Here is a 22,813-nt window from a genome sequence, read left to right as displayed (position 1 = left end):
TGCTTTACATGTTAATTGAAAACGTTCAAAGATAAAAAAATCTTAATTCAAAAGGGTATTTTGAATTAAGATTTTAAAAAATATTACTTATTTACTGAATAATTTACGAAACGACTTCCTCTAAATTTTTATCAAAAGTACGTTTTCCGAAAATTGCTTCTAAATCATCTTTAAAGATAACTTCTTTTTCAATCAATATATCGGCAAGCTGATTTAGCTTGTCTTTGTTTTCTTCAAGAATTTGAATGGCTCTTTGGTATTGACCTTCAATTAGTTCTGATATTTCAGCATCAATAATTTTTGCTGTTTCATCAGAATATGGTTTAGAGAAATTATATTCGCTTTGTCCTGTTGAATCGTAATACGTAACATTTCCGATTTTATCATTCAAACCGTAAATCGTTACCATCGCACGAGCTTGACGCGTTACTTTTTCTAAATCGCTTAGTGCTCCAGTCGAAATTCTGTCAAAAGTTACCTTTTCAGCAGCTCTTCCTCCCATAGTAGCACACATTTCGTCTAACATTTGATCTGTTCTTACGATTTGTCTTTCTTCTGGAAGATACCAAGCAGCACCTAAACTTTGTCCGCGAGGAACAATTGTTACTTTAATAAGCGGCGCAGCGTGCTCTAACATCCAGCTTACAGTAGCATGACCAGCTTCATGAATTGCAATTGCTCTTTTTTCTTCTGGAGTAATGATTTTATTTTTCTTTTCAAGACCACCAATGATTCTGTCAACTGCATCAAGGAAATCTTGTCTGTCAACTGCAGCTTTGTTGTTACGAGCGGCAATAAGAGCGGCTTCGTTACAAACATTAGCAATATCAGCACCCGAGAATCCTGGAGTTTGTTTTGCTAAGAAATCAAGGTCAAGACCTTCGACTTTTTTAATAGGAGCTAGGTGAACTTTAAAAATTTCAGCTCTTTCTCGAATGTCTGGTAAGTCAACAAAAATTTGTCTGTCAAAACGTCCTGCACGCATTAAAGCTTTGTCAAGTACGTCAGCTCTGTTGGTTGCTGCTAAAACAATTACGTTAGAGTTAGTTCCAAAACCATCCATTTCTGTTAGTAATTGGTTCAGGGTGTTTTCTCTTTCGTCGTTTCCGCCAGACATGTTGCTTTTTCCTCTTGCTCTACCTACAGCATCAATCTCGTCAATGAAAATGATGGCTGGAGATTTTTCTTTCGCTTGTTTGAATAAGTCACGTACACGAGATGCACCAACTCCTACGAACATTTCAACGAAATCAGAACCAGATAATGAAAAGAACGGAACCTGAGCTTCACCAGCAACTGCTTTTGCTAATAATGTTTTACCAGTTCCCGGAGGTCCTACAAGTAAAGCTCCTTTTGGAATTTTACCTCCAAGATTGGTATATTTTTCTGGATTTTTAAGGAATTCAACAATTTCCTGAATTTCTTCTTTTGCACCTTCCAAACCAGCTACATCTTTAAATGTAGTTTTGATATCTGTTTTTTCATCAAAAAGTTTGGCTTTAGATTTTCCAATGTTGAAAATCTGTCCGCCTCCGCCAGCGCCTCCGCCAGACATTTTACGCATAATGAAAATCCATACACCAATGATGATGATAATAGGAAGTAAGCTGATTAAAATATCGCTCCAGTTATTTTTCTGAAGGAAATTGAAGTCTTTTAGTTTACCTTCTCCAACTGCTTTTTCAAGTTTAGTTTGGAAAATTTGATCGTTACCAATTTCTAGTGTATAGTGAGGACCTTTGTTTGGTCTTTCAAAAATATCTTTAGCAACTTTTTTATTAGCAGGGTCTTTCAGTGCTGCAGTATTTAAATACACCTCAGCTTCAGCTTTATTGTAAACGATCACTTTTTCAATTTGTCCTTTTTCTAAAAGTGTATTGAATTTAGAAGAAGTCAATTGAGCAGGTTCGCTTAAGTTAGATCCTCCGGTAGCAAAACTTATAAATAAAAAAACTAAAAGTATTGCGGTATATATTAACCAGGGACTTATTTTAAATTTACTCGGATTTGGATTATTATCTTTAGCCATTTAGAAAAATTTTTCTTTTAGTATTTGTTTTCGATTGTAGTTATTTTGGCATCACCCCAAAGGCTCTCGATATTGTAATATTCACGAATGTGTTTTTGGAAAACATGCACCACAATATGCACATAATCCATTAGAACCCACTCCGCGTTATCGGTTCCTTCTACGTGCCAAGGTTTATCTTTTAAGTCTTTTGATACAGTTTTTTGAATTGAGTTTACAATGGCGTTAACTTGGGTATTTGAGCTTCCGTTGCAAATTACAAAATAGTCACAAACTGCTGTGTCTATATCTCTTAAGTCAAGAATGTCGATGTCATTTCCTTTTACTTCCTCAATCCCTTTGATTATGTTCGCCAATAGAACATCATTATTAATAGTCTTTTTCGCCATGAATTATTTTATATGTGAATTTGTAAAGTTACCAAATTTTGTGATTATTTTTGAACCTTAACAAAATATTAAATTAAGTTATTTAAATTATTTTAATGAGACTAATCAAACTCGATGCCATAGATTCGACAAATGACTTCCTAAAATCGTTGTCGAGCCACGATGAACCAGAGAATTTTACTGTGGTAACAGCTGAAAATCAGACAAAAGGCAAAGGACAAATGGGAGAGAAGTGGAGCTCTGAAGCCGGTAAAAACTTAATTATGAGTGTTTTGGTAAAGGATTTTCTGTTTGATAATGAAAAGGTTTTTGATTTAAGTATTGTGGTCTCTTTAGCAGTTACCGAGGTTTTAAAATCGTTAAATATTCCTGATATCTGTATTAAATGGCCAAACGACATTCTGTCATACAATAAGAAATTGGCTGGCATATTAATCGAAAACACTATAAAAAGCGATGGCAGGATTTTGTCAGTTATAGGAATTGGAATGAATGTTAACCAAACTGATTACAGCGAACTGCCAAATGCTTCCTCTCTAGCTGTTATTTCGGGAAAAACCTTTAATAAAGAAACACTAGCAGTTTTAATTGTCGAAAAACTGCAGGAGAAAATTAAGCTTTGGGAAACTTCTGCTGAGAGTTTTCGAAATGATTATTTTAATTCTTTATTCAAAAAAGGAGTTCCAATGCCTTTTAGAAATCAAAATGACGAAAATTTCATGGGAATCATTCAAGGTGTTTCTCGAATTGGAAAATTGCAGGTTTTACTTGAAGATGATTCTGTAGCGGAATTTGAAATTAAAGAGGTTAAAATGCTTTATTGAGAGTGGCAAAGGCTCAAAGGTGCAGAGGTTCAGAGGTTTTTAGATGAAAAACAAAAAAAGTCCAATCGCTTAGATTGGACTTTTTAATTTATAATTCACAACTTACAATTCACCATTATAACTTGTGCATGTTGTTTGCTAAAGTTTCGATAAACTTACTGATTGGACCTTTAACCATCATTGCCATCATAGCGTTGAATTCTCCTTCAAAGAATAATTGAACCGCACTTTCTGAATCAGAAATGGTGTCAATGTTTGAAGTTAATGTGAAAGGAAGTTTATCACTTGCCGCACCCAAAACAATTTTGTTTGGAGCAACTTTATCTTTCATTTTTAATTTGATTTCCGGCATCCCTTTCAATCCAAAAATAAAAGCGTCTTCGCCAGTCACTTCAAATTTAGCAATATTATCTGGCATTAATTTTTCGAAATTCTTTACGTCAGTCAATTGATCAAATAAATCTTGAGCTGATTTCTGAACTGTAACTTTTGGACTTTCTAAGTTCATATAATATTTTGTTTATTATTTATTTGTTTAAAAAATAAATTCCAATTTTTTAAATCCCAAATTCCAAAAAGAGCGAAGCGATTTTTAGAAAATCTAAAATCTAAAATCTAAAATCTAAAATCTAAAATCTAAAATCTAAAATCTAAAATCTAAAATCTAAAATCTAAAATCTAAAATCTAAAATCTAAAATCTAAAATCTAAAATCTAAAATCTAAAATTATTCCTGTCCCCAAGTCGATGGGCTTTCGCTCCATTCAAGCAGGGTCGATTGCTGATCTTCGGTGATGTATTGTTTTTGAACCGCTAAGCTTAAAAGATTTTCGTAGTTGCTTAAAGTGAATAAATCAAGGTTAGCTTCTTTGAAATTTTCTTCGGCAACACCAAATCCGTAAGTGAAGATAGCGGCCATACCTTTAATGTTAGCGCCTTCATTGCGTAAAGCTTCTACAGCAAGTAAACTGCTTTTTCCAGTGCTGATTAAATCTTCAACCACTACAACATTTTGACCTTTTTGTAAAAAACCTTCCACTTGATTTTGTCTACCGTGTTTTTTTGGTTCCGGACGCACATATACGAATGGAAGACCTAAACTTTCGGCAACCAAAATACCAACTCCAATGGCTCCAGTGGCAACACCAGCAATGACATCAGGCTTTCCAAATTGTTTTTCGATGTTCTTAGCAAACTCATCACGAACATAATTTCTGATGCTCGGAAATGAAAGAATTAACCTATTATCGCAATAAATAGGAGATTTCCAACCAGAAGCCCATGTAAAAGGATTTTCGGGATTCAATTTAATTGCATTTATTTGCAAAAGCAATTCGGCTGTTTTTTCGGCAGTATCTTTATTAAAAATCATAGTACAAATGTATAAAGTTTTTGTAAACGACAAACCACTTTTTTTGACAAATGAAATCTCAAAGGAAACAGATTTTCAATTGTTCTTGTTGGAAAGTATTGATATCGAACAGCTTATTATAAAAATTTTTCAAAATAAAATTCAAAAAGCAATTCTATATCATCCCGACGAAAGTGAGATCATGAAAACCCTTAAAGCCAAGATTCCGGTTAACAAAGCCGGCGGTGGTTTTGTATATAACAAGAAAGGCGAGGTCTTATTTATCTTTAGAAACGGAAAATGGGACCTGCCAAAAGGAGGAATCGAGAAAGGGGAAGACATTGAAGAAACCGCTATGCGTGAGGTAGAGGAGGAGACAGGGGTTAACAAGCTTCGTATTACGAATAAACTTCAAAAAACCTATCATATCTTTAAACGCAACGGAAAGTACAAGCTCAAAATCACGCATTGGTTCGAAATGCAGTCTGATTTTGAAGGAACGCCACACGGACAACTAGAAGAAGGAATTGAAAAAGTGGCTTGGTTAAACCCAGAACAAATCAAAGAAGCACTTACAAACTCTTACGAAAACATCAAATTATTGTTTGAAGAAGAAAAAATTCCAACGGATAAAAAATCGATGGAAAAATTCCAATAGAAAAATTCCAAATAACAAAGCTATTTCCAAGTTTAAATTGGAATTTAAATTATTTGGTCGTGCCACCAATTAAAAAAGACTTTGGCAGCTTAGCTCAATCCCTCACGCAATCGTGTATTTTGTTCAAGCTGAAAAAGAAAAAGTGGAATTTTTAGAAAAATTATTGAAGGATAAATAAGTTCTTTTTATTCTTTCTACAATAATGAAAAGCCTAATAACATAATGTTTTTATTAGGCTTTTTTTGTTTCAATTTATGTCACTGGCGCGAGTGTCCGCTCGTGCAATTTTTACGTATTTTATTTAGATTGCGTTCACGATCGGGATGCTTGCGCTAGGTAGAATACAAGTATTAATTAAGATGTTTTAAAGATTTTATTGTTGACTGGTAATCTCTGAAAGCTCTGCCAAATTCCTCTGTAGATTCATAATTGCTAAATTCGTATTCTTCATTTAATCCAGTGTTTGTTCTTAATTTAATTTCTCCATAACGAACAACAGGAATTTGATAATTACCTTTAAATCTTTTATCAGGTGTTCCATTTTTATTTACTTTCGCCCAGGTTCGATCAATCACTTTAGAATCTTTAGGAATAGAACCAGTTTCTGTAAACCTTACGTAGCTTTGACTAAAAATTATTTCATCAATCCCTATTAATGCAAAATTTGTATTGTTTGAATACATAACTATAAAACTTGGATAAAAATATAAATCCGCACCATTTGCATTCTGAAAATACAGTGCATTAAAATCTGATTTTATATCTGGAAGTGATTTTAATGCAAATCTAACATCTCTCTTTTTTACTAAAGTACTGGCAGATGATCTTGCGGCAACTCTATCTTGATAATGTGCACTTGTAACATCCCAAATTTTTTGGGAAGTTGTAAGTTTTCTAAATGCTTCTACAAGAACTTTGTATTGTTCCATAATTTCTGGATCAAATTCGATATCAAGTTTAACCAAGCTATTTCCTACTTGTTCTTTTGTTTGTTTTAAAGCTTCTTTTTTTGCTTCAATATCTGTTTTTATACTTTCAGGAATATTTTTTTTAACTAAACCATAAATTAAAAAGTAACTTAAACCAAGTTTTAATTTTGAAGAATTCAATGAAGTTTGAATTTTTAACAAATCATTCTTAAGATCTTTTCTCTGTTGATTTGCTAAAACAATTGCTTCTTTTATTCCTTGCATATTTTGACTTGTGATTTCATGAATGTCTGAACTAAAAATGTTATCGGAAAGTTCTATAACCTCATGTATTTCGGGTTTTAAATTACTATCTGAATCAGATAATCCATGTCGATTAGTAATTCCTAAAACAGGAATATTTGTATTTAAGTAATTTCCTGATTTTCCAAAAGTTATATTGGCACCTTTAATTCCAATAGAAGTACTTATGCCACTTTTACTTAAATTTAAATGAACTCCAGGTATAACTTTAATGCGTTTTCGAAAACTCCAAGCCATATTTCTTATTTTTAAATTAATGAATATTCAAAAATAATAACATGTGAAATTTGAAATTTACGGAAATCCATAATAACCGTTAGCGCAAATTTGCAATCTGTGCCTGTACAGTTGAATGAGCAAATGCAAAAGGTTAGTATTTCAAAATAATATAATAACACCTAAATCACTTTCTAAACCATAATACTTTGTCGTAATAATGTTTAGGGAGTTACTTCGCGGGCACAGATTGCAAATCTGCGCTATCATTTCGGTAAGTTTGTCAAAGTTTCAAACTTTGACAAAGTTCTAAATATACAGCTTTGCGACCTCAGCGTTTGCTAAACACAATCATAAACAAAAAATCTTAGCGTACTTTGCGTTAAAAAATCAGCGTTAAAAAATCTACAAAACACGATAAACAGGATACTGCATATGCGCCTTTTCATAGTAAACCGAATGTTTGTAAATCCAGTCTAATTGTGCTTCGGCGCTTTTTGCAAATTCGCGGTCATTTTGTTTTTTGGTTTCTAATTCTGATTTTAGAGTTGGGTTGTCTTTTAAAAGCTGAGCTGCAGTATCTTCAAAAATATATTGGGAATAATGTTCTTTTTGCTGTAAAATCGCATCGAAGAAATTCCAGTTAAAGAACGAATCAACACCTTCTGGTTCAAAAGCTTCTACAAGATATTTTACACCTTTTTGATTCGTTGGAACGTAATAATCTCCTTTAGCGAAATTCATTTTTACCATTTTAGAAGTTATGGTTGTATTTCGGTGCAAATAATGTCCTTCGTAAGCAGACGGAACGGTTTTAAAATCGGCAATTCTATAGCTTTCAACCTCAACAATAGTGTCGTTTTTAAATTGCCTGAAAGAGATGTTATTGTTTTTCAGCAGCTCAATAATATTCCAATAACCACGCGGAATGATATAAGCAGAAGGTATAATAACCTCTTTTTGTGATTTGAATTCCTTGATGTATGGAACGTCTTTTTTATACGGTTTGCTTCGGTCATAATACAAACGATCGCCTGTTGTCGCTTCGCTTTTTTTGTAACCTGCTTCGTAACCCAAAAAGGTAAATTTGGTTGCTTTCGTACTGTCCATTTCCCATTTTAAAGTATACGATTTTTTAGGCTGATATTGCTCTAAATTTTTCACACGAAGCTCTTTGATTTTCTGATAATTCGCATCGGTAAAATCCATAGTTGTTTTCATGTATTCGTAGGTCATTTTTACGCGTTCGGCATATTTCTTCAACATATGTGTTTCGACCACAAAACCAATCGTATTAAACAATGAAGTGTAACCCGTTGTATATCGCGGACTATCAACAAACTGTCCGAAACCTTTGTCAGGTGTATCTTTAAACGAATCAACATAAGGCGTCGTTTCGATTTTCTTTTTCTGAAGATCTTTCACCAAAGCCGGCATCATTTCGTTATTCATAAAATCGCCCAAAACCGTTCCGAGTTTGTTGTGCTGCGTCATGATATACGTCAGCTTGTATTGGTAATCAGAACCATTGCTTACGTGATTATCAATAAAAACATCGGCGTTTATTTTTTGGAAAATCTCTACAAAGCTTTTGGTGTTTCGAGTATCGGATTTCATTAAATCACGATTCAAATCGTAGTTTCTGGCATTTCCTCTAAAACCATAAATTTCCGGTCCGTCCTGATTGGCGCGAGTTGTCGAATTTCTATTTAAAGCGCCGCCAATATTATAAACCGGAATGGTAACCAAAACCGTATTTTTTGGCGCTTTCATTTTTCCGGTTGCTAAATCTCTGTAGAATTGCATAGTTGCATCTATTCCGTCAGGTTCTCCGGCGTGGATTCCGTTATTGACAAACAAAACGGCTTTGGTTTTTTGAATTTTATCAAAATCAAATTCTTTGTCAGGATTAAAAGTAATCATGTGCAAAGGTTCGCCAGAATCTGTCAGTCCCATTTCTTTCATTTGAATAGTCGGAAAATCAGCAGCAAGCATTTTAAAATAGGCAATGGTTTCCTGATAAGATGCGGATTGATTTCCGTTTCCTTTCTCAAAAAAAGTGTCGTATTTTTTAATGTTTTGAGCAGAAATAGAGATTGTGAAAAGTGAAATGAGAATGGTAAAAAGTTTCATGGTTTGGGTTTTTATGGAATCAAATATAGTTTTTTATTTGTTTAAAAGTTTCAAGTTTCAGGTTTCAAGTTGATGTACTTTGTCTATATTTTTTTAACCGCAAAGGTGCTAAGGTTACGCAAAGTTCGCAAAGCTTTGCGTGCTTTGCATTTGCTCAACTAAATCTAAAACAAAAAAACTTTGCGTGCTTTGCGGTTAAATCACTACCATAACCTGAAACCTGAAACAAGAAAAACTTGAAACAAAATTTTAGTTACTTTTGCAGCATGAAAAAACACCATTCTAACGATATACTTTCGAATTTAGGGATTCAGAGTCTGAACGAAATGCAGGAAATGGCACACGATGCTATTTTAAACGAAAACAATACTTTATTACTTTCTCCAACTGGATCGGGTAAAACATTGGCTTTCCTGCTTCCGATATTAGAATTATTGCAGCCGGAAATATTATCGGTTCAGTGCTTGATTTTGGTTCCGTCACGCGAACTTGGACTGCAGATTGAACAGGTTTGGAAAAAAATGGGAACGCAATATAAAGTCAATATTTGTTATGGTGGTCATTCAATTGAAACAGAAATCAAGAATTTAAGCAATCCGCCGGCAGTTTTAATTGGAACGCCAGGAAGAATTGCCGATCATATTGACCGTGAAACTTTCAGAACCGATAAAATCCAAACTTTGATTTTAGATGAGTTTGATAAATCGCTGCAATTGGGTTTTCATGAGCAAATGTCTTTTATTATTGCAAGATTACCGAAAGTTAATAAACGGGTTTTGGTTTCGGCAACTTCAGATATTGAAATTCCAAAATATACAAAAGTCATCAATCCAACGGTTTTAGATTTTATTCCGGAAGAAGAAGAAAAAACGAATCTTTCGATGAAAATGGTGATTTCGCCAGCAAAAGATAAACTGCAAAGTTTGTTCCATTTGATTTGTTCTTTAAAATCAGAATCGGCTATTATTTTCTGTAATCATCGCGATGCTGCAGAACGTATTAGCGATACTTTGAACGAAAAAGGAATTTATTCAGTGTATTATCACGGCGGAATGGATCAGGAAGAGCGGGAGAGGGCTTTGATTCAGTTTAGAAATGGAAGTGTTACGTATTTAGTCACAACCGATTTGGCTGCGAGAGGTTTGGATATTCCTGAAATGAAACATGTTATTCATTATCATTTGCCTTTAAAAGAAGACGAATTCACGCATAGAAACGGACGTACAGCGCGTATGCAGGCAACGGGAACGGCCTATATAATCATTCACGAAAGTGAAAAAGAATTGGATTATATCGATTATGAAATGGCTGTTTTAGATGTTGAAGGAAAAGTTTCGCTGCCAAAACCGCCACAATTTCAAACTATTTATATCAGCGGAGGAAAGAAAACAAAACTGAATAAGTTTGATATTGTAGGTTTCTTTTCGCAAAAAGGAAAATTAGAAAAAGATGATTTGGGGTTAATCGAAGTAAAAGATTTTGTGTCGTTTGCTGCTGTAAAATACAATAAAGTAAAAGATCTTTTGAAGAACGTAAAAGACGAAAAAATGAAGGGTAAAAAGTTTAAAATTGAAGTAGCCCGAAATGTTATTAAAAAAGAAGAAGAAAAAAGTAAGAAATTTTAGTTTTTTTTGAACTTTTAAGAAGTCTTTTGTTTTTGTATGATATTGTAAATCAATTTATTATGCAATATTGAACAAGTTTTACAATTTTGTGTTAAAAAAATAATGCTTTGATAGGTGTTTTTTCAATATTTCTATGTTTTTTTGTTGCAGTAAAATTGTAACCCCAAATTCATTATGAAAAAGATTATTACCCTTGCTATTTTGTTCTTTAGCGTTGTTTCATTTGCACAGGTTAAAGTTCTTGAAACAGTTCCTGTTGAGAAATTAGGAAAAGTAAATAACAATTACATTCAGAAAATTGGTGACGAATACACTGTGTATTACACTATTGTTCAAAGTGATGATGATTCGACTTTGAGAAAATTTTCATTCAAGAACATAGATAATGCTTATAACTCTTTATACAACATTATCATGGGCGGATTTACAGCTTCTCCGTTGTACGATATCAAGTTAGAGTTACCTAACAATTACATCTGGTTACACTACACAGGAAATGTAGTTCCAGATAAGGCTACAGTTCAATTTATGGTTTCTGGTAAAGAAAGAGACGCAGCAACAAATAACGTTTCTGAGCCATTCGTAAAAGATCAAATCAACAAATTATTCCAAAAATAATTCTTTTTGAGGGACTAAGTCTCAAAGGGACAGAGGGACAAAGTTTTTTCTCTCTTAATATTATAAAAAAAGCTGTTCTTAATTGAACGGCTTTTTTGTTTTTAGGCTCAAAAGGTCAGAGCAAAAAAAGGTTCAAAGGTTGATTTCAATTAGAAATCGTCCCTTTGAACCTTTGTCCCTTTGTTACTCAAAAAAAGCTATATTTTCTTCACGTATTGTGTAATAATCACAATTTGCTGTCCGTCTACTTTTCCTTCGATGTATTCTGCGTTTTCGTGATCTAATCGGATGTTTCTAACGGCAGTTCCTTGTTTGGCAACCATACTTGATCCTTTTACTTTAAGATCTTTGATTAAAACTACAGAATCTCCGTGTTGCAAAACTACTCCGTTACTATCACGGTGAACTAGTTTGTTTTCGTCATCTTCGCCTTCGCCAGTTGCTTTTGCCCATTCAAGAACATCCTCTTCTAAATACATCATGTCAAGTAATTCTTGAGGCCATCCGGCAGAGCGCATACGGCTTAACATTCTCCAAGCGACCACTTGTACTGGAATATTCTCATTCCACATACTGTCATTCAGGCATCTCCAGTGATTTAAATCTACTTTGTCTGGATTTTCAATTTGGTCAATACAGGTATTACAGGCTAATATACTTTCATCAAGTCCACCTTTTCTGGTTGGTAATACTTGATAAACTTTTAGGTTTTCTTCAGCTCCGCAAAGCTCACATTTAGATCCGCTTCGTTTGCTTAATTCTCTTTCGATGCTCATTATGATTGTTTATTTTAAAAATACGAAATTACTTATAATTTGCTTCGCTGGCAAATTTATGATTTTTATTTCTGAACCCTAACTGCATCTGGAACCAGCATTTCATATTCGCCTCCATGACGCAGTACATCGCGTACAATGCTTGAACTGATAAACGAGGTACTTGCAGCTGTCAGTAAGAAAACAGTTTCTATTTTCGATAGTTTTCTGTTGGTGTGTGCGATCGCTTTTTCGAACTCGAAATCGGCAGGGTTTCTAAGGCCTCTTAAAATAAAATTGGCTTTTAGTTTTTTGGCCAGATCAATTGTTAATCCTTCATACGTAATAACCGAAACTTTAGGCTCGTCTTTGAAGGTTTCTTCAATAAAGCGTTTTCTTTCTTCGAGAGAAAACATGTATTTTTTTTCGGCATTGACACCAATTGCAATTATGATTTCATCAAACAAAGGAATTCCTCTTTTGATAATATCTTCGTGTCCAAGTGTAATGGGGTCAAATGAGCCCGGAAATATTGCTTTTCTCATTTTTTTAAGGTTCAGAGGTTTTTAGTGGCAAAGATTCAAAGGATTAATTTGAACTTATTTTTGGAATTTGGAATTTATTTTTTGGAAATTTTTATGTTATTCTCTTGGTGTTTATAGACGTAACCCATTCGTCTCTTTTACAAACTTTACAATTTGCTGTTCCAGTTTTTTGCTCTTGCGTATGTCCACAGAAACTACAAGAATAAATTCCGTCAGCAGGAATGAATTTATTTTTTGTGTAAAATAACGAAGGCAGAATAGGTAATCCATATCCAACATCTTTATCATCGTAATAAAAAACGCTGATTTCGCCGCTGGTTTCAATAAAAGCATGTTTGACTTGACCTAAATGTTCGATTGATTTGATTCTCAATTCAGCAAAGAATTCGTCTTGTGCCAGACTTTCTTTTTTGAAAGTTGATATAGAGAACTTACCATCATTTATTAGACATTCGGTTTTGCCTTCTATAAATTCTTCAAATTTTTTGCTTTTTCCTGTCAGCCAAGTTACGGAGCGGTATAAAATGATTATTGTAGAAAAAACTATCGCTGCGGGAATGATTCCAACATCTTCATAAAACATTGGGTCGCCAGCGGCTGAACCTAATGCTATAATAATTACGGTTTCGAAAATCGATAATTGTTTTACACCTCGTTTTCCAGCTAATTTTAGGGTTAGAAGTAAAATAGTGAACATTACCGTTGAACGGAAAATAACTTCAAGGATAAATGATTCTGGAAGGTTGTTGTAAAACAGTCTATTCCATTCAAAGATTTCTTTCATTTTTTTGGAGGTTCTAATTTTGAGATTCTAAGGTTCATAGGCTTGGACTTTGCTCAGCCTGACCATCAAAAATAAAGGTGCTAAAACTTAAAATCTTAGCACCTTAGTGTCTTAATATCTTATTTTAAAGCCAGCTCAATTGCATTTGTAAACAAATCTTCTAGAGAAATTCCAGCTGCTTTTGCTTGCTGCGGAATCAAACTTTCTGTTGTAAGTCCCGGAATCGTGTTCATTTCGAGCATATAAGGTTCATTGTCTACGATAATAAATTCGCTTCTTGAGAAACCTTTCATTTTTAAAACTTCGTAAGCACGTTTGGCTGTTTCTCCTACTTTTTGTGTCAGCTCATCAGAGATTCTGGCAGGAGTGATTTCTTGTGATTTTCCTTCATATTTCGCTTCGTAATCGAAGAAATCATTGTCGGATACGATTTCTGTAATTGGTAAAACGATGATTTCGCCTTTGTAGTTTATTACACCAACAGAAACCTCCGTTCCGTCAAGGAAACTTTCGATGATGATTTCGTTGTCTTCTTTGTAAGCAACTTCAATTGCGATTGGTAATTCGGCTTCGGTTTTTACTTTTGAAATTCCGAAACTAGAACCGGCTTTGTTTGGTTTAACAAAACAAGGAAGCCCTACTTTTTTAATGATTTCTTGAGTATTGATAACATCGCCTTTGTTTAGGTAATATGAAATGGCAGTTTTGATTCCGTAAGGTTTTAAAACCGACAATAAATCTCTTTTGTTGAATGTCAATGCCGATTGATAGTAGTCACAAGAAGACTGCGGAATTCCCAATAATTCAAAATAAGCCTGCATTAATCCATCTTCTCCCGGAGTTCCGTGAATGGCGTTGAAAACACAGTCGAAAGTAATTTTTTCTCCGTTTACTGTAACTGAGAAATCATTTCGGTCGATTGGGAATTCGGTATCGTTGGCGTCTACATAAACCCATTTTTCTTTGAAAATATGAATACGGAATCCGTTGTATTTTGTTTTGTCAAGATATTGGTATACAACGTTTCCGCTGATAAGGGAGATCTTGTATTCGCTTGAATATCCGCCCATTATGATGGCAATGTTTTTCATTGACTTTTGTTTAATTGTTTAATCGTTATTTTTTGAATCGAAATTTTCTTTTGAAAACGAATGCCTAGCCCCGATAGAGCCGGTATCCTTTTTGATCTCATCTTTTATGAGAGCAAAAAGATATAGGCGAAAGCGGGAAAATGCTCCTTCCTTCGACTAGGCTCAGGATGATGAATAGAGGCTTTCTTGTTTTAAACAAAATTATCATTTTTTTTGAAATGAAATACTTTATCTTTGCGTTCAACTAAAAATAAATTTATGAGTTTACGTAAGTATTTAACCAGCCGAGTGTTTTTTTTACAAGTATTGGCTGCAGCTGCTATTATTGCGATTTTAGGGTATTTGTTTATGCATTGGTTGACATTTACAACGGATCACGGACACGAAATTGCGGTTCCGAATTTAGCAAGACTGACAGAAGAGCAAGTTGAAGAAAAACTAGACGAGCTGGATTTAGATTATGTGCTGTTGGATAGTGTGGATTATAGAAGTGAATTTCCGAAATACAGTGTTGTAGAGCAGGATCCTCTGCCTGGAACAAAAGTAAAAGTGGGAAGAAAAATATATATTAAAATTAATTCATCGGGATTTTCATCTGTTAAGATTCCTGATTTAATTGAAAAAACATATCGTGAAGCTGTTCCAACTTTAAAGGCTTTAGGTCTTGAGCCGGGAACGATTACTTATATTCCAAATCTTGGAAAAGATATGGTTTTGGAAATGCGTTTGAAAGGAAGAAACTTAAAAGTAGGAGATCGTGTTTTGAAAGCGTCTAAAATTGATTTGGTTTTAGGTGATGGAAAAGCGAGTTATGTAGATGAAAGTCAGGCAGCAGATAGTACTGCGGCGCCTGTAGAAACCCCAAATGATGAACAATAATATTGAAGAAAATTTAGATCTGGAAGACGAATTATTCGAGCATTACAGATTTGAAGTCCCAAAAGGTCAAGCGTTTTTGCGTATTGACAAATATTTGATGTATTTGATTCCGAATGCCACACGAAATAAAATTCAAAATGCGGCAACGAATGGGAATATTTTTGTGAATGATGTTCCAGTAAAATCAAATTACAAGGTTAAACCTTTTGATGTGATAACGGTTATGCTATCGCATCCTCCATTTGAAAACAGGGTAGATCCTGAAGATATTCCGCTGGATATTGTTTATGAAGATGATGCACTTTTGCTGATCAATAAACCGCCAGGATTGGTTGTGCACCCAGGACATGGTAATTATACCGGAACTTTGGTGAACGCTTTGGCATTTCATTTTGAAAATCTTCCAATGAACAGCAGTGAACGTCCGGGATTGGTACACCGAATTGATAAAGATACATCAGGACTTTTGGTTGTAGCGAAAACTGAAGCAGCTATGACGCATTTGGCAAAACAGTTTGAAGCTAAAACAACTGAACGCGAATATATTGCTTTGGTTTGGGGAAATGTCGCTGCCGAAAGCGGTACCATTGAAGGAAATCTGGCAAGACATTTAAAAGATCGCATGCAAATGGCGGTTTTTGATGATCCTGAAATTGGTAAACCTGCGATTACTCATTATAAAGTTTTGGAACGTTTTGGTTATGTGACTTTGATTTCTTGCAAACTGGAAACGGGAAGAACGCACCAGATTCGCGCGCACATGAAACACATCGGACATCCGTTATTTAATGATGAACGTTACGGTGGTCATTTGATTTTGAAAGGAACGACTTTTACGAAATACAAACAGTTTATTGAAAATTGTTTCAAAGCATTGCCACGTCAGGCGCTGCATGCTAAAACGCTTGGATTTGTTCATCCGAATACGGGAGAATTAATGCGTTTTGATACCGAACTGCCAGACGATTTTAAAGAATGTATTGAGAAATGGCGTAATTATTCTAAGTCGCATAATGTTGACGAAGAGTAGTAATTAGATAATTTGGCAATTAGGAAATTAGATAATTTTCCTTCCTTTATAAAATAGAAAAAGCTCCTTTTTGGAGCTTTTTTGTTTTACCATAATTTTATTCGTTCCAATATTCCGTAGAGGCGCACTGAAGTGCGTCTAACGTATCGTGGATATGCGTTGCGGAGACGCACTGCAGTGCGCCTCTACAGATATACTTTGTGTTATAATTTTCTAATTGACACATTCTCAAATTAACTAATTTAAATAGATTTGATTCTTAAATTGGTTATTTTGACTTCTCCGTTGGTTATGAATCCTAATTTTCCTTTTTGGTTTAGATTGCTTTTTTCAAGAGAATATTCTAAAGTTGTTTTGTCGTTTACAGAAAAGTACAATTGATTATTGAGGACTTTAATTTTTACCGCATACCATTTGTTGTTTTCCAATTCCATTGGTTTTTTAAACAAGGTTTTTCCCCCTCGTTTGCCATACGAATCGTCTTTTTTATCATATACGCCGTCGCCAATTACTATGTTTTGATCAATTTGATATAAATAGGTTCTAATGTATTTTTCTTTATCCAGATTGAGCATGATTTCAAATAAAGATTCTTTGGTCATGTTGACGCTCAAATCTATTTCATAATTCTCTGGAAGCTGTTTTTTGGAAACTAAAACACCCCAAGGCGAAAGGGAACCGTTTCCGGTAAGGGTATCATTTTTTAGAATCCATTCTTTAGAATTGATTGTCCAATCTGATTTTAGTTCCTTAGAGTAGTTTAAAGTATATTCTTTTTTTGTTGTTGAAATCGTACTAGAACACGAAATCATTGCTAATTGAAGAATAAGAAATAAGGCAAATTTTGTTTTCATTTAATTTAATTCCGAGTGATATTTTATTTTTCCAATTGATCCTGTTTCTGATGGTAGAAGTTCAAAAACCGAAGTAGGAGCAAGGCCTTCTTCAATTCGGTGGGAAACATATAAAATGGTAACGTTTGTTTCTTGTTTTATAGTGTTAATAAGCTGAATTACCAAATCAACATTTTCATCGTCTAAACCTTCTACAGGTTCGTCCAGAATCAATAATGGCGGATGTTTTAAAACGGCACGAACAATTAAAGCAACTCTTTGCTGGCCAATAGAAAGATCAATAAAACGCTTTTTTCGTAAATGTGTCATTTCGATCACTTCCAGCCATTGTGTAACTATATTTTTTTGATGTGTTGTTGGTTCAGTATAAAGTCCGATCTGGTCAAAGAATCCCGATAAGATCATTTGTTCTAACGTGTGGCCTTTTTGGAATAAATCAGTCATGGAAGTGGTGAAGATTCCGATTTGTTTTTTGATATCCCAAACACTTTCTCCCGTTCCTTTTTTTCGTCCAAATAAATACAAATCCTGTCCAAATCCTTTTGGATTATCACCTGTAATTAGTGATAAGATTGTGCTTTTTCCAGATCCGTTTGGGCCAATTAATTGCCAGAATTCCCCTTGTTTAATAGTCCACGAAATTTTATCCAGAATTTTTCTTTCTTCATAACTAACCGAAACATTGTCGAGTTTAATTAATACACTTTCGTGGAAGGTATGCGGTTCTGCAGCTTTTGGGATTACAGCTGTATTTAAGGTTTTAAAATGTGTATTGGTTTGAGAAAGCGCATGCAGTTCAAACGTATTGTCTTTTATTTGTGCTTTGTTTGGAACAAATGCGAGCACATCGACTACACGATTGACAATTTGGATAATGGCGATTTCATTACTAAGATCTTTTAATGATTCTGCAAGAACTACTCGTGAAGCTTGGTCTAAATGATCAAACGGATTGTCGAAAATGATAAAATCTGGTTTTTGATTGATGCAGTATTTTAAGAATTCTTTTTTTCGTTCACCCGATGAAAAAGTTCGCAATTGTCTATTTGAAGTTGAAGCTTCAACGCTATCGTATTGAAACTCTTTTTCGATGAATTTCTCGATCGCAATGTCAGAGAAAAGAATTCCTTTTTGGTTATTAAAAACGGCTAAATCTCCTTTTGCTTCGCCTGCAAGTAAAGCGTCTATAAAAGCTTTTTTATTTACTTGATTTGACAAAAGTATATCCCAGTGTTGCATTGTATTATTTTAAAATATTATTGATTCTCTTTTAACGCCATTTCGCGGTCGTTTCTAGACCATTCACTCCAAGAACCAGCATATAATTTCGGAATTGGAAGTCCTGCATAATCCATGGCTAATAAAGTATGGCAGGCTGTAACTCCTGAACCGCAATGAACTATTGTGTTTTCTGGTTTTTTATCTCCAAGAATGGCTTTGTATTTTGCAGCCAATTCATCAGCTGATTTAAACAATCCGTTTTCGTCTAAATTTTCAGTTAACGGAACATTGACCGCCCCAGGAATATGTCCTGCAATTAAATCCAAAGGTTCTGTTAGACCGTCATATCTGTTTTTATCGCGAACATCAATTACGATATTCTGATCGTTTTTTCGAGCTTTTTCAACTTCTTCAATATCGGCTAGAAGTAATTTCCATTCTTGAGAAGGGTATGTTGTTGTTTCAAAAGTCTCATTTCCAGAATTTGTTGGAAAACCTGCTTGAATTGCCGCTTGATAACCGCCATTTAAAACCTGAATTTTTTCATGTCCAATTGCGCGCATCATCCACCAGAATCGTGCGGCGAAATTAGAACCGTTTTTATCATCGTAAACGATAACATGATCTGAAGGTGAAATTCCTAACGCAGAAAGTGTTTTTGAAAATTCTTCGGGTGAAGGCAAAGGATGTCTTCCGCCATTAGCAGGATTTTCTTGAATATGGGCTAGATCACGGTTTAAATCGACGAAACGAGCGCCTTTTAAATGTTCTTTTTGATAGTTTTCAAAAGTATTTGCACCCGCTCGGGCATCGACTAAAATGATTTTTGAAGCGTCTAATTCAAGTGATTCTTGCGCAGTGATTAGTGGAGAAATTGTAGCCATTTTTTTTTTTTTTTTTGATTTATTTTTTCTTTGAGTTTCCCATCCAAAGCAAGGTGTTTAATAGTAACTGACTTTGTGTTTTGTTTTCGAAAGTGTACGATAGGGTTTTGTTAGTGCCGCCTTCATAATCGATATCATTATGTCCCATGTTTACATACAACATTTTGTAATTTTTATTGGTCCAAACTACCGGATAATAACCGCTATGCCAGATTTCATGTTGTTTTGGTCCTGTTCCTAAAGGGAAACTGCTTTCGTCGATTGCCAAAAGAATTTTTATATCAGGATTTTTGGTTAAATCATTCGACCAGCGGTACCACTCATTTGGAGCAGAAGTAAAAGTTTTAGGAAGCTTTTTAGTTACAGGATGCTGGTTTTCAACTCGTAAAACAGCAGAAGTCGGCCTCCAAGTATTGCTTCCATATTCGCCTGAACCTAAAAAAGTATTGTGATACCAATCCCAGTTTTGTGGATACGAAGAATTATTTAAGGCAAAAGCCGAGAAATGAAACCCAATAAAACCACCGCCATTTTCCACATATTTTTGAAAAGCTTCACGTTGTTCCTGCGTTTCAGGTCTTGTATCTAGAAATAAAACTACTTGATAATTGGCAAGGAATTTAGCGTTGAGATTGTTCCAATTATCTGTAGAATCGTAAACAAAGTGATTTTTTTCGGCTTCTTTTGGAAACCATTTATTTGCTTCATGCACAAAACTAATATGTGCCTGATCGTTCTTTGCGGTGTAAAAAGCAATTACTTTAAATTTTGGTTTTTCTTTTTTATCCTGAGAAAATCCTGAAAAAAAAACTAAAAAGAGTATTAAAAGGATACTCTTTTTAGCTGCCGAATGCAGTTGTAAATTTTGATACGACATATTTAGTCTGGAATTTTTTCGATTAATATTTCATTTCCAGCCATATCGAAATAAGTGCAGGTCATTTCTACAATATCAACTCTCCATTTTGCAATACCACATTGTCCTGCATGATTGCAAAAAGTAAGATAATCAGTTTCTCCATGCTGATGTTTTACCAGAAATTCTATAAAAAGTTCTTTATTGGGAGTTGCAGCAATCGAAATCGGGTTGTATTTTTCGTCAGATGTAACTGAGTAACCGTTGACGCCATAGTATTCAACGTGTCCGTCATTTACGAAAGTGTCGTATCCTTTTACTCCCAGAATTATTAAATCCTGAATGTAATTTGGAAAATCTTCTCCGCTTTTTACTTTAGCATGGGCTTCTTTGATTTGTTCTACTGTAAACATATAATTTTAGTTTTTAGATTAGTATAGTAAAAGGTTTTGTTTCGCGTAAATTGAATTTTGCCTTAAAACCAAAAAGTTATTTCAAAAATACGATTAATGGTTTTATAAATTGGTTAAAAGATTCAATATGGGGTAAATGTCCCGTATTTGGAATTTCGACTAATTTGGAATTCGGAATTGCTTTTTGAGTTATCTTACCTAATTCGGCGTAGTTTCCCATTGTTTTTTGAATTTCGGCAGAAACTAACGGTTTTCCTAAAGCGGTTTTATCTCTTGTTCCAATGAGTAATAATGTTGGGCTTTTAATATTTTTAAATTCATATAAAACCGGCTGCGTAAAAATCATATCATACAAAAGAGCAGAATTCCAAGCTACTTTATTATAATCTGGAGCTGTTGTCCATCCGGCGCCTAATTCTGCCCATTTTTGGTAATCGGCATTCCATTTTCCATCGTAATAATTAGCCATTTGGTATTTTTTAATGGCTTCATAATTTTGTTTCAATTCTGATTCGAACCACCAGTCAACAGGTTTATAAGGTACAATACGTTTCCAATCTTCTAAACCAATCGGATTTTCTAAAATAAGTTTTTCAGCTGTTTCAGGGTACATCAATGTAAATCTTGTGGCTAACATACCGCCCATAGAATGACCTAAAACGGCTGTTTTTTGAATGCCTAAATGATCCAGAAGTTTTTTGGTATTTTCGGCAAGCTGCTGGAAAGTATATTGAAAATTATCTGGTTTTGAAGATTTTCCAAACCCAATTTGATCTGGAACAATAACCCGAAAACCTTCTTTTGTCAGCGCTTTAATAGTGGTTTCCCAATAAGCCCCATTAAAGTTTTTTCCGTGAAGGAGAAGTATGTTTTTATTATTGTAATTATTAGGTTTAATATCCATATAAGCCATTTTGAGATCTTGGCGCTGATTATTTAGTTCAAGAAAACTAACTGGATAAGGATATTCATAATTGGTTAAGTTGATATCTAATGGCTTTATCTTTTCCTGCGAAAAGCAAAAAAGCGGTAATAAAAGTATGAAGAGTTTTATGGTTTTCATTTTTTGAAGCAGTTTTTAGGTTAAGAATTATAAATTTACCGCTTGCATTTTTAAAACCAAAAAATAGATTCTTAAAGTTATCAGAAAAAAATGAGAACGGATTACTTTTTTAGCGTTACCACTCTCTGAGGATACGGAATATCAATTCCAGCTTCGTCAAAACGCTTTTTAATACTTTGCAATAAATCACAGTACAATACAAAAGCATCTGTTGAATTTTTTGCCCAAGCCCAAGCTTTTAAAGTGACACTAGAATCTGCTAGGGCGACTACTCTGGCAATTACCAAAGGTGCGTTTTGTTTTTTATTTTCGGCAGTTCTCGTGTCAATAAACAGCGGATGTGCTGCCACTTCTTCCTTCATGATTTCCAACGCTTTTTCAAGATCAGATTCGTAACCAATACCGATTTCAATTATTTTACAGCATTTGGTGTCGTTCATATTAGTGTTTACAATAATCTGGGCACTGATAACCGAATTTGGAATGATAATGCGATTGTTTTCGGAATCTTTTAGAACTACTTGTCTAAGATTAATATCTTCAACAACACCCACAAAATTATTGATTGTTATTTTGTCATTTATTTTGAATGGTTTGAAAATAACGAGAAAAATACCGCTTACAATATTGCTTAAAGCTTGCTGGGAGGCAAGACCGGCAACTAAGGAAATAACTCCAGCGCCTGCTAAAAACGAATGTCCGATGATTTTAAATTCGGGAATTTGAATCAAAGCAAAAGCAAATCCTAAAATGTATATTACTGTGATAATAAAATGTTTTAGGAATTTAAATCCTGTTACATCATATTCTTTCTGGCTGAGTTTGCGATACAGGAAATAGCGAAGAACTTTGTCTGTAAAAGCACCTAAAATAATGGTAGTAAGGATAATTATTGCAATTATAATTCCTATTCTAAAGTCGGCAGTGAAATCCATTTTGGATGAAAATTGATATTGGATTTATTGTAATTATTGTAATTGGATGATCGATTCTATAAGCCAGGTTTCATTTGTTTTTTTTAGATTAAATTCAAATGGCGTAACAGTGTTTTGATCTAGTGACACGATAATTTTGGCAGTTGAGCCGGTTATTTCTTTTTCATAATAAACAGCTTTTTTCTCTTTGTTTAAAAACCTCTTTTTTTGATTATCAGGAAGACTTTTTTCCATTTTTTTCAACGTTTCTAAAGTCAGTTGATTCTCTTTGGTAGGAATCAATAATTCTTTAGCGACTTCAAAATCAAAACGGTTTGTGGCTGCTAAATACGCTTCAACAGTTTCTTTTGGTGATTTTGCTTCTTGATGGGATTTACAGTTTGTAAAAAGTGTCAGAATAACTAAAAAAGAAATAACACGCCTCATAGT

Annotated in this window: 24 protein-coding genes; 6 read left to right on the top strand and 18 right to left on the bottom strand. The window is 34.2% G+C overall.

What is annotated here, in order from left to right:
• Positions 1-103 precede the first annotated feature (103 nt).
• Both ftsH and rsfS read right to left on the bottom strand, forming a co-directional pair.
• The gene (ftsH, locus tag J0383_RS02380) at positions 104-2,029 is read right to left on the bottom strand and encodes an ATP-dependent zinc metalloprotease FtsH (RefSeq protein WP_207296851.1); all 1,926 of its coding nucleotides are present in this window, start codon (positions 2,027-2,029) and stop codon (positions 104-106) included.
• A 17-nt stretch (positions 2,030-2,046) separates the two neighbouring features.
• The gene (gene rsfS / locus J0383_RS02375; RefSeq protein ID WP_012024667.1) at positions 2,047-2,418 is read right to left on the bottom strand and encodes a ribosome silencing factor; all 372 of its coding nucleotides are present in this window, start codon (positions 2,416-2,418) and stop codon (positions 2,047-2,049) included.
• 95 nt (positions 2,419-2,513) lie between these two features.
• Between rsfS and J0383_RS02370 the strand changes: the two genes are divergently transcribed.
• Complete coding sequence (locus J0383_RS02370; RefSeq protein WP_207296850.1) at positions 2,514-3,242, top strand: biotin--[acetyl-CoA-carboxylase] ligase; 729 nt, start codon at positions 2,514-2,516, stop codon at positions 3,240-3,242.
• Positions 3,243-3,357: 115 nt separating this feature from the next.
• On the opposite strand, the gene J0383_RS02365 is transcribed toward J0383_RS02370, so the two are convergent.
• Both J0383_RS02365 and pyrE read right to left on the bottom strand, forming a co-directional pair.
• Positions 3,358-3,750 carry an orotate phosphoribosyltransferase gene (locus tag J0383_RS02365; RefSeq protein WP_095930842.1) on the bottom strand — a complete coding sequence of 131 codons (393 nt, stop codon included), beginning with the start codon at positions 3,748-3,750 and terminating at the stop codon, positions 3,358-3,360.
• A 218-nt stretch (positions 3,751-3,968) separates the two neighbouring features.
• On the bottom strand, positions 3,969-4,613 hold the full coding sequence (pyrE, locus tag J0383_RS02360) for an orotate phosphoribosyltransferase (RefSeq protein ID WP_207296849.1): 645 nt from the start codon (positions 4,611-4,613) through the stop codon (positions 3,969-3,971).
• A 7-nt stretch (positions 4,614-4,620) separates the two neighbouring features.
• Between pyrE and J0383_RS02355 the strand changes: the two genes are divergently transcribed.
• Entirely contained in the window at positions 4,621-5,250 is a 630-nt protein-coding gene (locus J0383_RS02355; protein ID WP_207296848.1) for an NUDIX hydrolase, read from the top strand.
• A 350-nt stretch (positions 5,251-5,600) separates the two neighbouring features.
• On the opposite strand, the gene J0383_RS23870 is transcribed toward J0383_RS02355, so the two are convergent.
• Complete coding sequence (locus J0383_RS23870) at positions 5,601-6,719, bottom strand: DUF4236 domain-containing protein (RefSeq protein WP_207296847.1); 1,119 nt, start codon at positions 6,717-6,719, stop codon at positions 5,601-5,603.
• Positions 6,720-7,103: 384 nt separating this feature from the next.
• Positions 7,104-8,831 carry a M14 family metallopeptidase gene (locus J0383_RS02345; RefSeq protein ID WP_207296846.1) on the bottom strand — a complete coding sequence of 576 codons (1,728 nt, stop codon included), beginning with the start codon at positions 8,829-8,831 and terminating at the stop codon, positions 7,104-7,106.
• Positions 8,832-9,097: 266 nt separating this feature from the next.
• On the opposite strand from J0383_RS02345, the gene J0383_RS02340 reads away from it, so the two are divergent.
• Together J0383_RS02340 and J0383_RS02335 are read left to right on the top strand one after the other, a co-directional pair.
• Complete coding sequence (locus tag J0383_RS02340; protein WP_207296845.1) at positions 9,098-10,456, top strand: DEAD/DEAH box helicase; 1,359 nt, start codon at positions 9,098-9,100, stop codon at positions 10,454-10,456.
• A 174-nt stretch (positions 10,457-10,630) separates the two neighbouring features.
• Positions 10,631-11,074, top strand: coding sequence for a hypothetical protein (locus J0383_RS02335; RefSeq protein WP_207296844.1), 444 nt, complete (start codon positions 10,631-10,633; stop codon positions 11,072-11,074).
• 197 nt (positions 11,075-11,271) lie between these two features.
• On the opposite strand, the gene J0383_RS02330 is transcribed toward J0383_RS02335, so the two are convergent.
• From J0383_RS02330 to J0383_RS02315, 4 genes are all read right to left on the bottom strand, one after another.
• Positions 11,272-11,850 (bottom strand): PhnA domain-containing protein, encoded by a 579-nt coding sequence (locus J0383_RS02330; RefSeq protein WP_207296843.1) that lies wholly within the window; start codon positions 11,848-11,850, stop codon positions 11,272-11,274.
• Positions 11,851-11,915: 65 nt separating this feature from the next.
• Positions 11,916-12,374 (bottom strand): pantetheine-phosphate adenylyltransferase, encoded by a 459-nt coding sequence (coaD, locus tag J0383_RS02325; RefSeq protein WP_207296842.1) that lies wholly within the window; start codon positions 12,372-12,374, stop codon positions 11,916-11,918.
• Positions 12,375-12,465: 91 nt separating this feature from the next.
• A complete protein-coding gene (locus tag J0383_RS02320; protein WP_207296841.1) occupies positions 12,466-13,158 on the bottom strand; it encodes a DUF421 domain-containing protein in 693 nt (230 codons plus the stop codon).
• A 119-nt stretch (positions 13,159-13,277) separates the two neighbouring features.
• On the bottom strand, positions 13,278-14,249 hold the full coding sequence (locus tag J0383_RS02315; protein WP_207296840.1) for a D-alanine--D-alanine ligase: 972 nt from the start codon (positions 14,247-14,249) through the stop codon (positions 13,278-13,280).
• 258 nt (positions 14,250-14,507) lie between these two features.
• On the opposite strand from J0383_RS02315, the gene J0383_RS02310 reads away from it, so the two are divergent.
• Together J0383_RS02310 and J0383_RS02305 are read left to right on the top strand one after the other, a co-directional pair.
• On the top strand, positions 14,508-15,128 hold the full coding sequence (locus J0383_RS02310) for a PASTA domain-containing protein (RefSeq protein WP_207296839.1): 621 nt from the start codon (positions 14,508-14,510) through the stop codon (positions 15,126-15,128).
• Complete coding sequence (locus tag J0383_RS02305; protein ID WP_207296838.1) at positions 15,118-16,158, top strand: RluA family pseudouridine synthase; 1,041 nt, start codon at positions 15,118-15,120, stop codon at positions 16,156-16,158. Before J0383_RS02310 ends, J0383_RS02305 begins: the two co-directional genes overlap by 11 nt.
• A gap of 242 nt (positions 16,159-16,400) precedes the next feature.
• Here J0383_RS02305 and J0383_RS02300 read toward each other — a convergent pair whose 3' ends face one another.
• The 8 genes from J0383_RS02300 to J0383_RS02265 form a co-directional block, all read right to left on the bottom strand.
• Positions 16,401-17,012, bottom strand: coding sequence for a family 16 glycoside hydrolase (locus J0383_RS02300; protein WP_207296837.1), 612 nt, complete (start codon positions 17,010-17,012; stop codon positions 16,401-16,403).
• Positions 17,013-18,251, bottom strand: a complete 1,239-nt coding sequence (locus J0383_RS02295) for an ATP-binding cassette domain-containing protein (RefSeq protein ID WP_207296836.1) — start codon at positions 18,249-18,251, stop codon at positions 17,013-17,015. It abuts the gene before it with no gap.
• A gap of 17 nt (positions 18,252-18,268) precedes the next feature.
• The gene (locus J0383_RS02290; RefSeq protein WP_207296835.1) at positions 18,269-19,117 is read right to left on the bottom strand and encodes a sulfurtransferase; all 849 of its coding nucleotides are present in this window, start codon (positions 19,115-19,117) and stop codon (positions 18,269-18,271) included.
• Between the two features lie 19 nt (positions 19,118-19,136).
• Positions 19,137-19,994 (bottom strand): ThuA domain-containing protein, encoded by an 858-nt coding sequence (locus J0383_RS02285; protein WP_239023225.1) that lies wholly within the window; start codon positions 19,992-19,994, stop codon positions 19,137-19,139.
• Between the two features lie 2 nt (positions 19,995-19,996).
• Positions 19,997-20,386: a DUF1398 domain-containing protein gene (locus J0383_RS02280; RefSeq protein WP_207296834.1), complete on the bottom strand. Its 390-nt coding sequence runs from the start codon at positions 20,384-20,386 to the stop codon at positions 19,997-19,999.
• Positions 20,387-20,462: 76 nt separating this feature from the next.
• Entirely contained in the window at positions 20,463-21,449 is a 987-nt protein-coding gene (locus J0383_RS02275) for an alpha/beta fold hydrolase (protein ID WP_207296833.1), read from the bottom strand.
• 101 nt (positions 21,450-21,550) lie between these two features.
• Positions 21,551-22,384 (bottom strand): mechanosensitive ion channel family protein, encoded by an 834-nt coding sequence (locus J0383_RS02270; RefSeq protein ID WP_207296832.1) that lies wholly within the window; start codon positions 22,382-22,384, stop codon positions 21,551-21,553.
• A 33-nt stretch (positions 22,385-22,417) separates the two neighbouring features.
• Complete coding sequence (locus J0383_RS02265; RefSeq protein ID WP_207296831.1) at positions 22,418-22,810, bottom strand: hypothetical protein; 393 nt, start codon at positions 22,808-22,810, stop codon at positions 22,418-22,420.
• Positions 22,811-22,813 lie beyond the last annotated feature (3 nt).

The organism is Flavobacterium endoglycinae (assembly GCF_017352115.1).
In the GTDB taxonomy this organism is placed as follows: Bacteria; Bacteroidota; Bacteroidia; order Flavobacteriales; family Flavobacteriaceae; genus Flavobacterium; species Flavobacterium endoglycinae.
The sequence above is the reverse complement of the archived record's forward strand: the minus strand, read 5'-3'. Positions and strand labels throughout refer to the sequence as shown.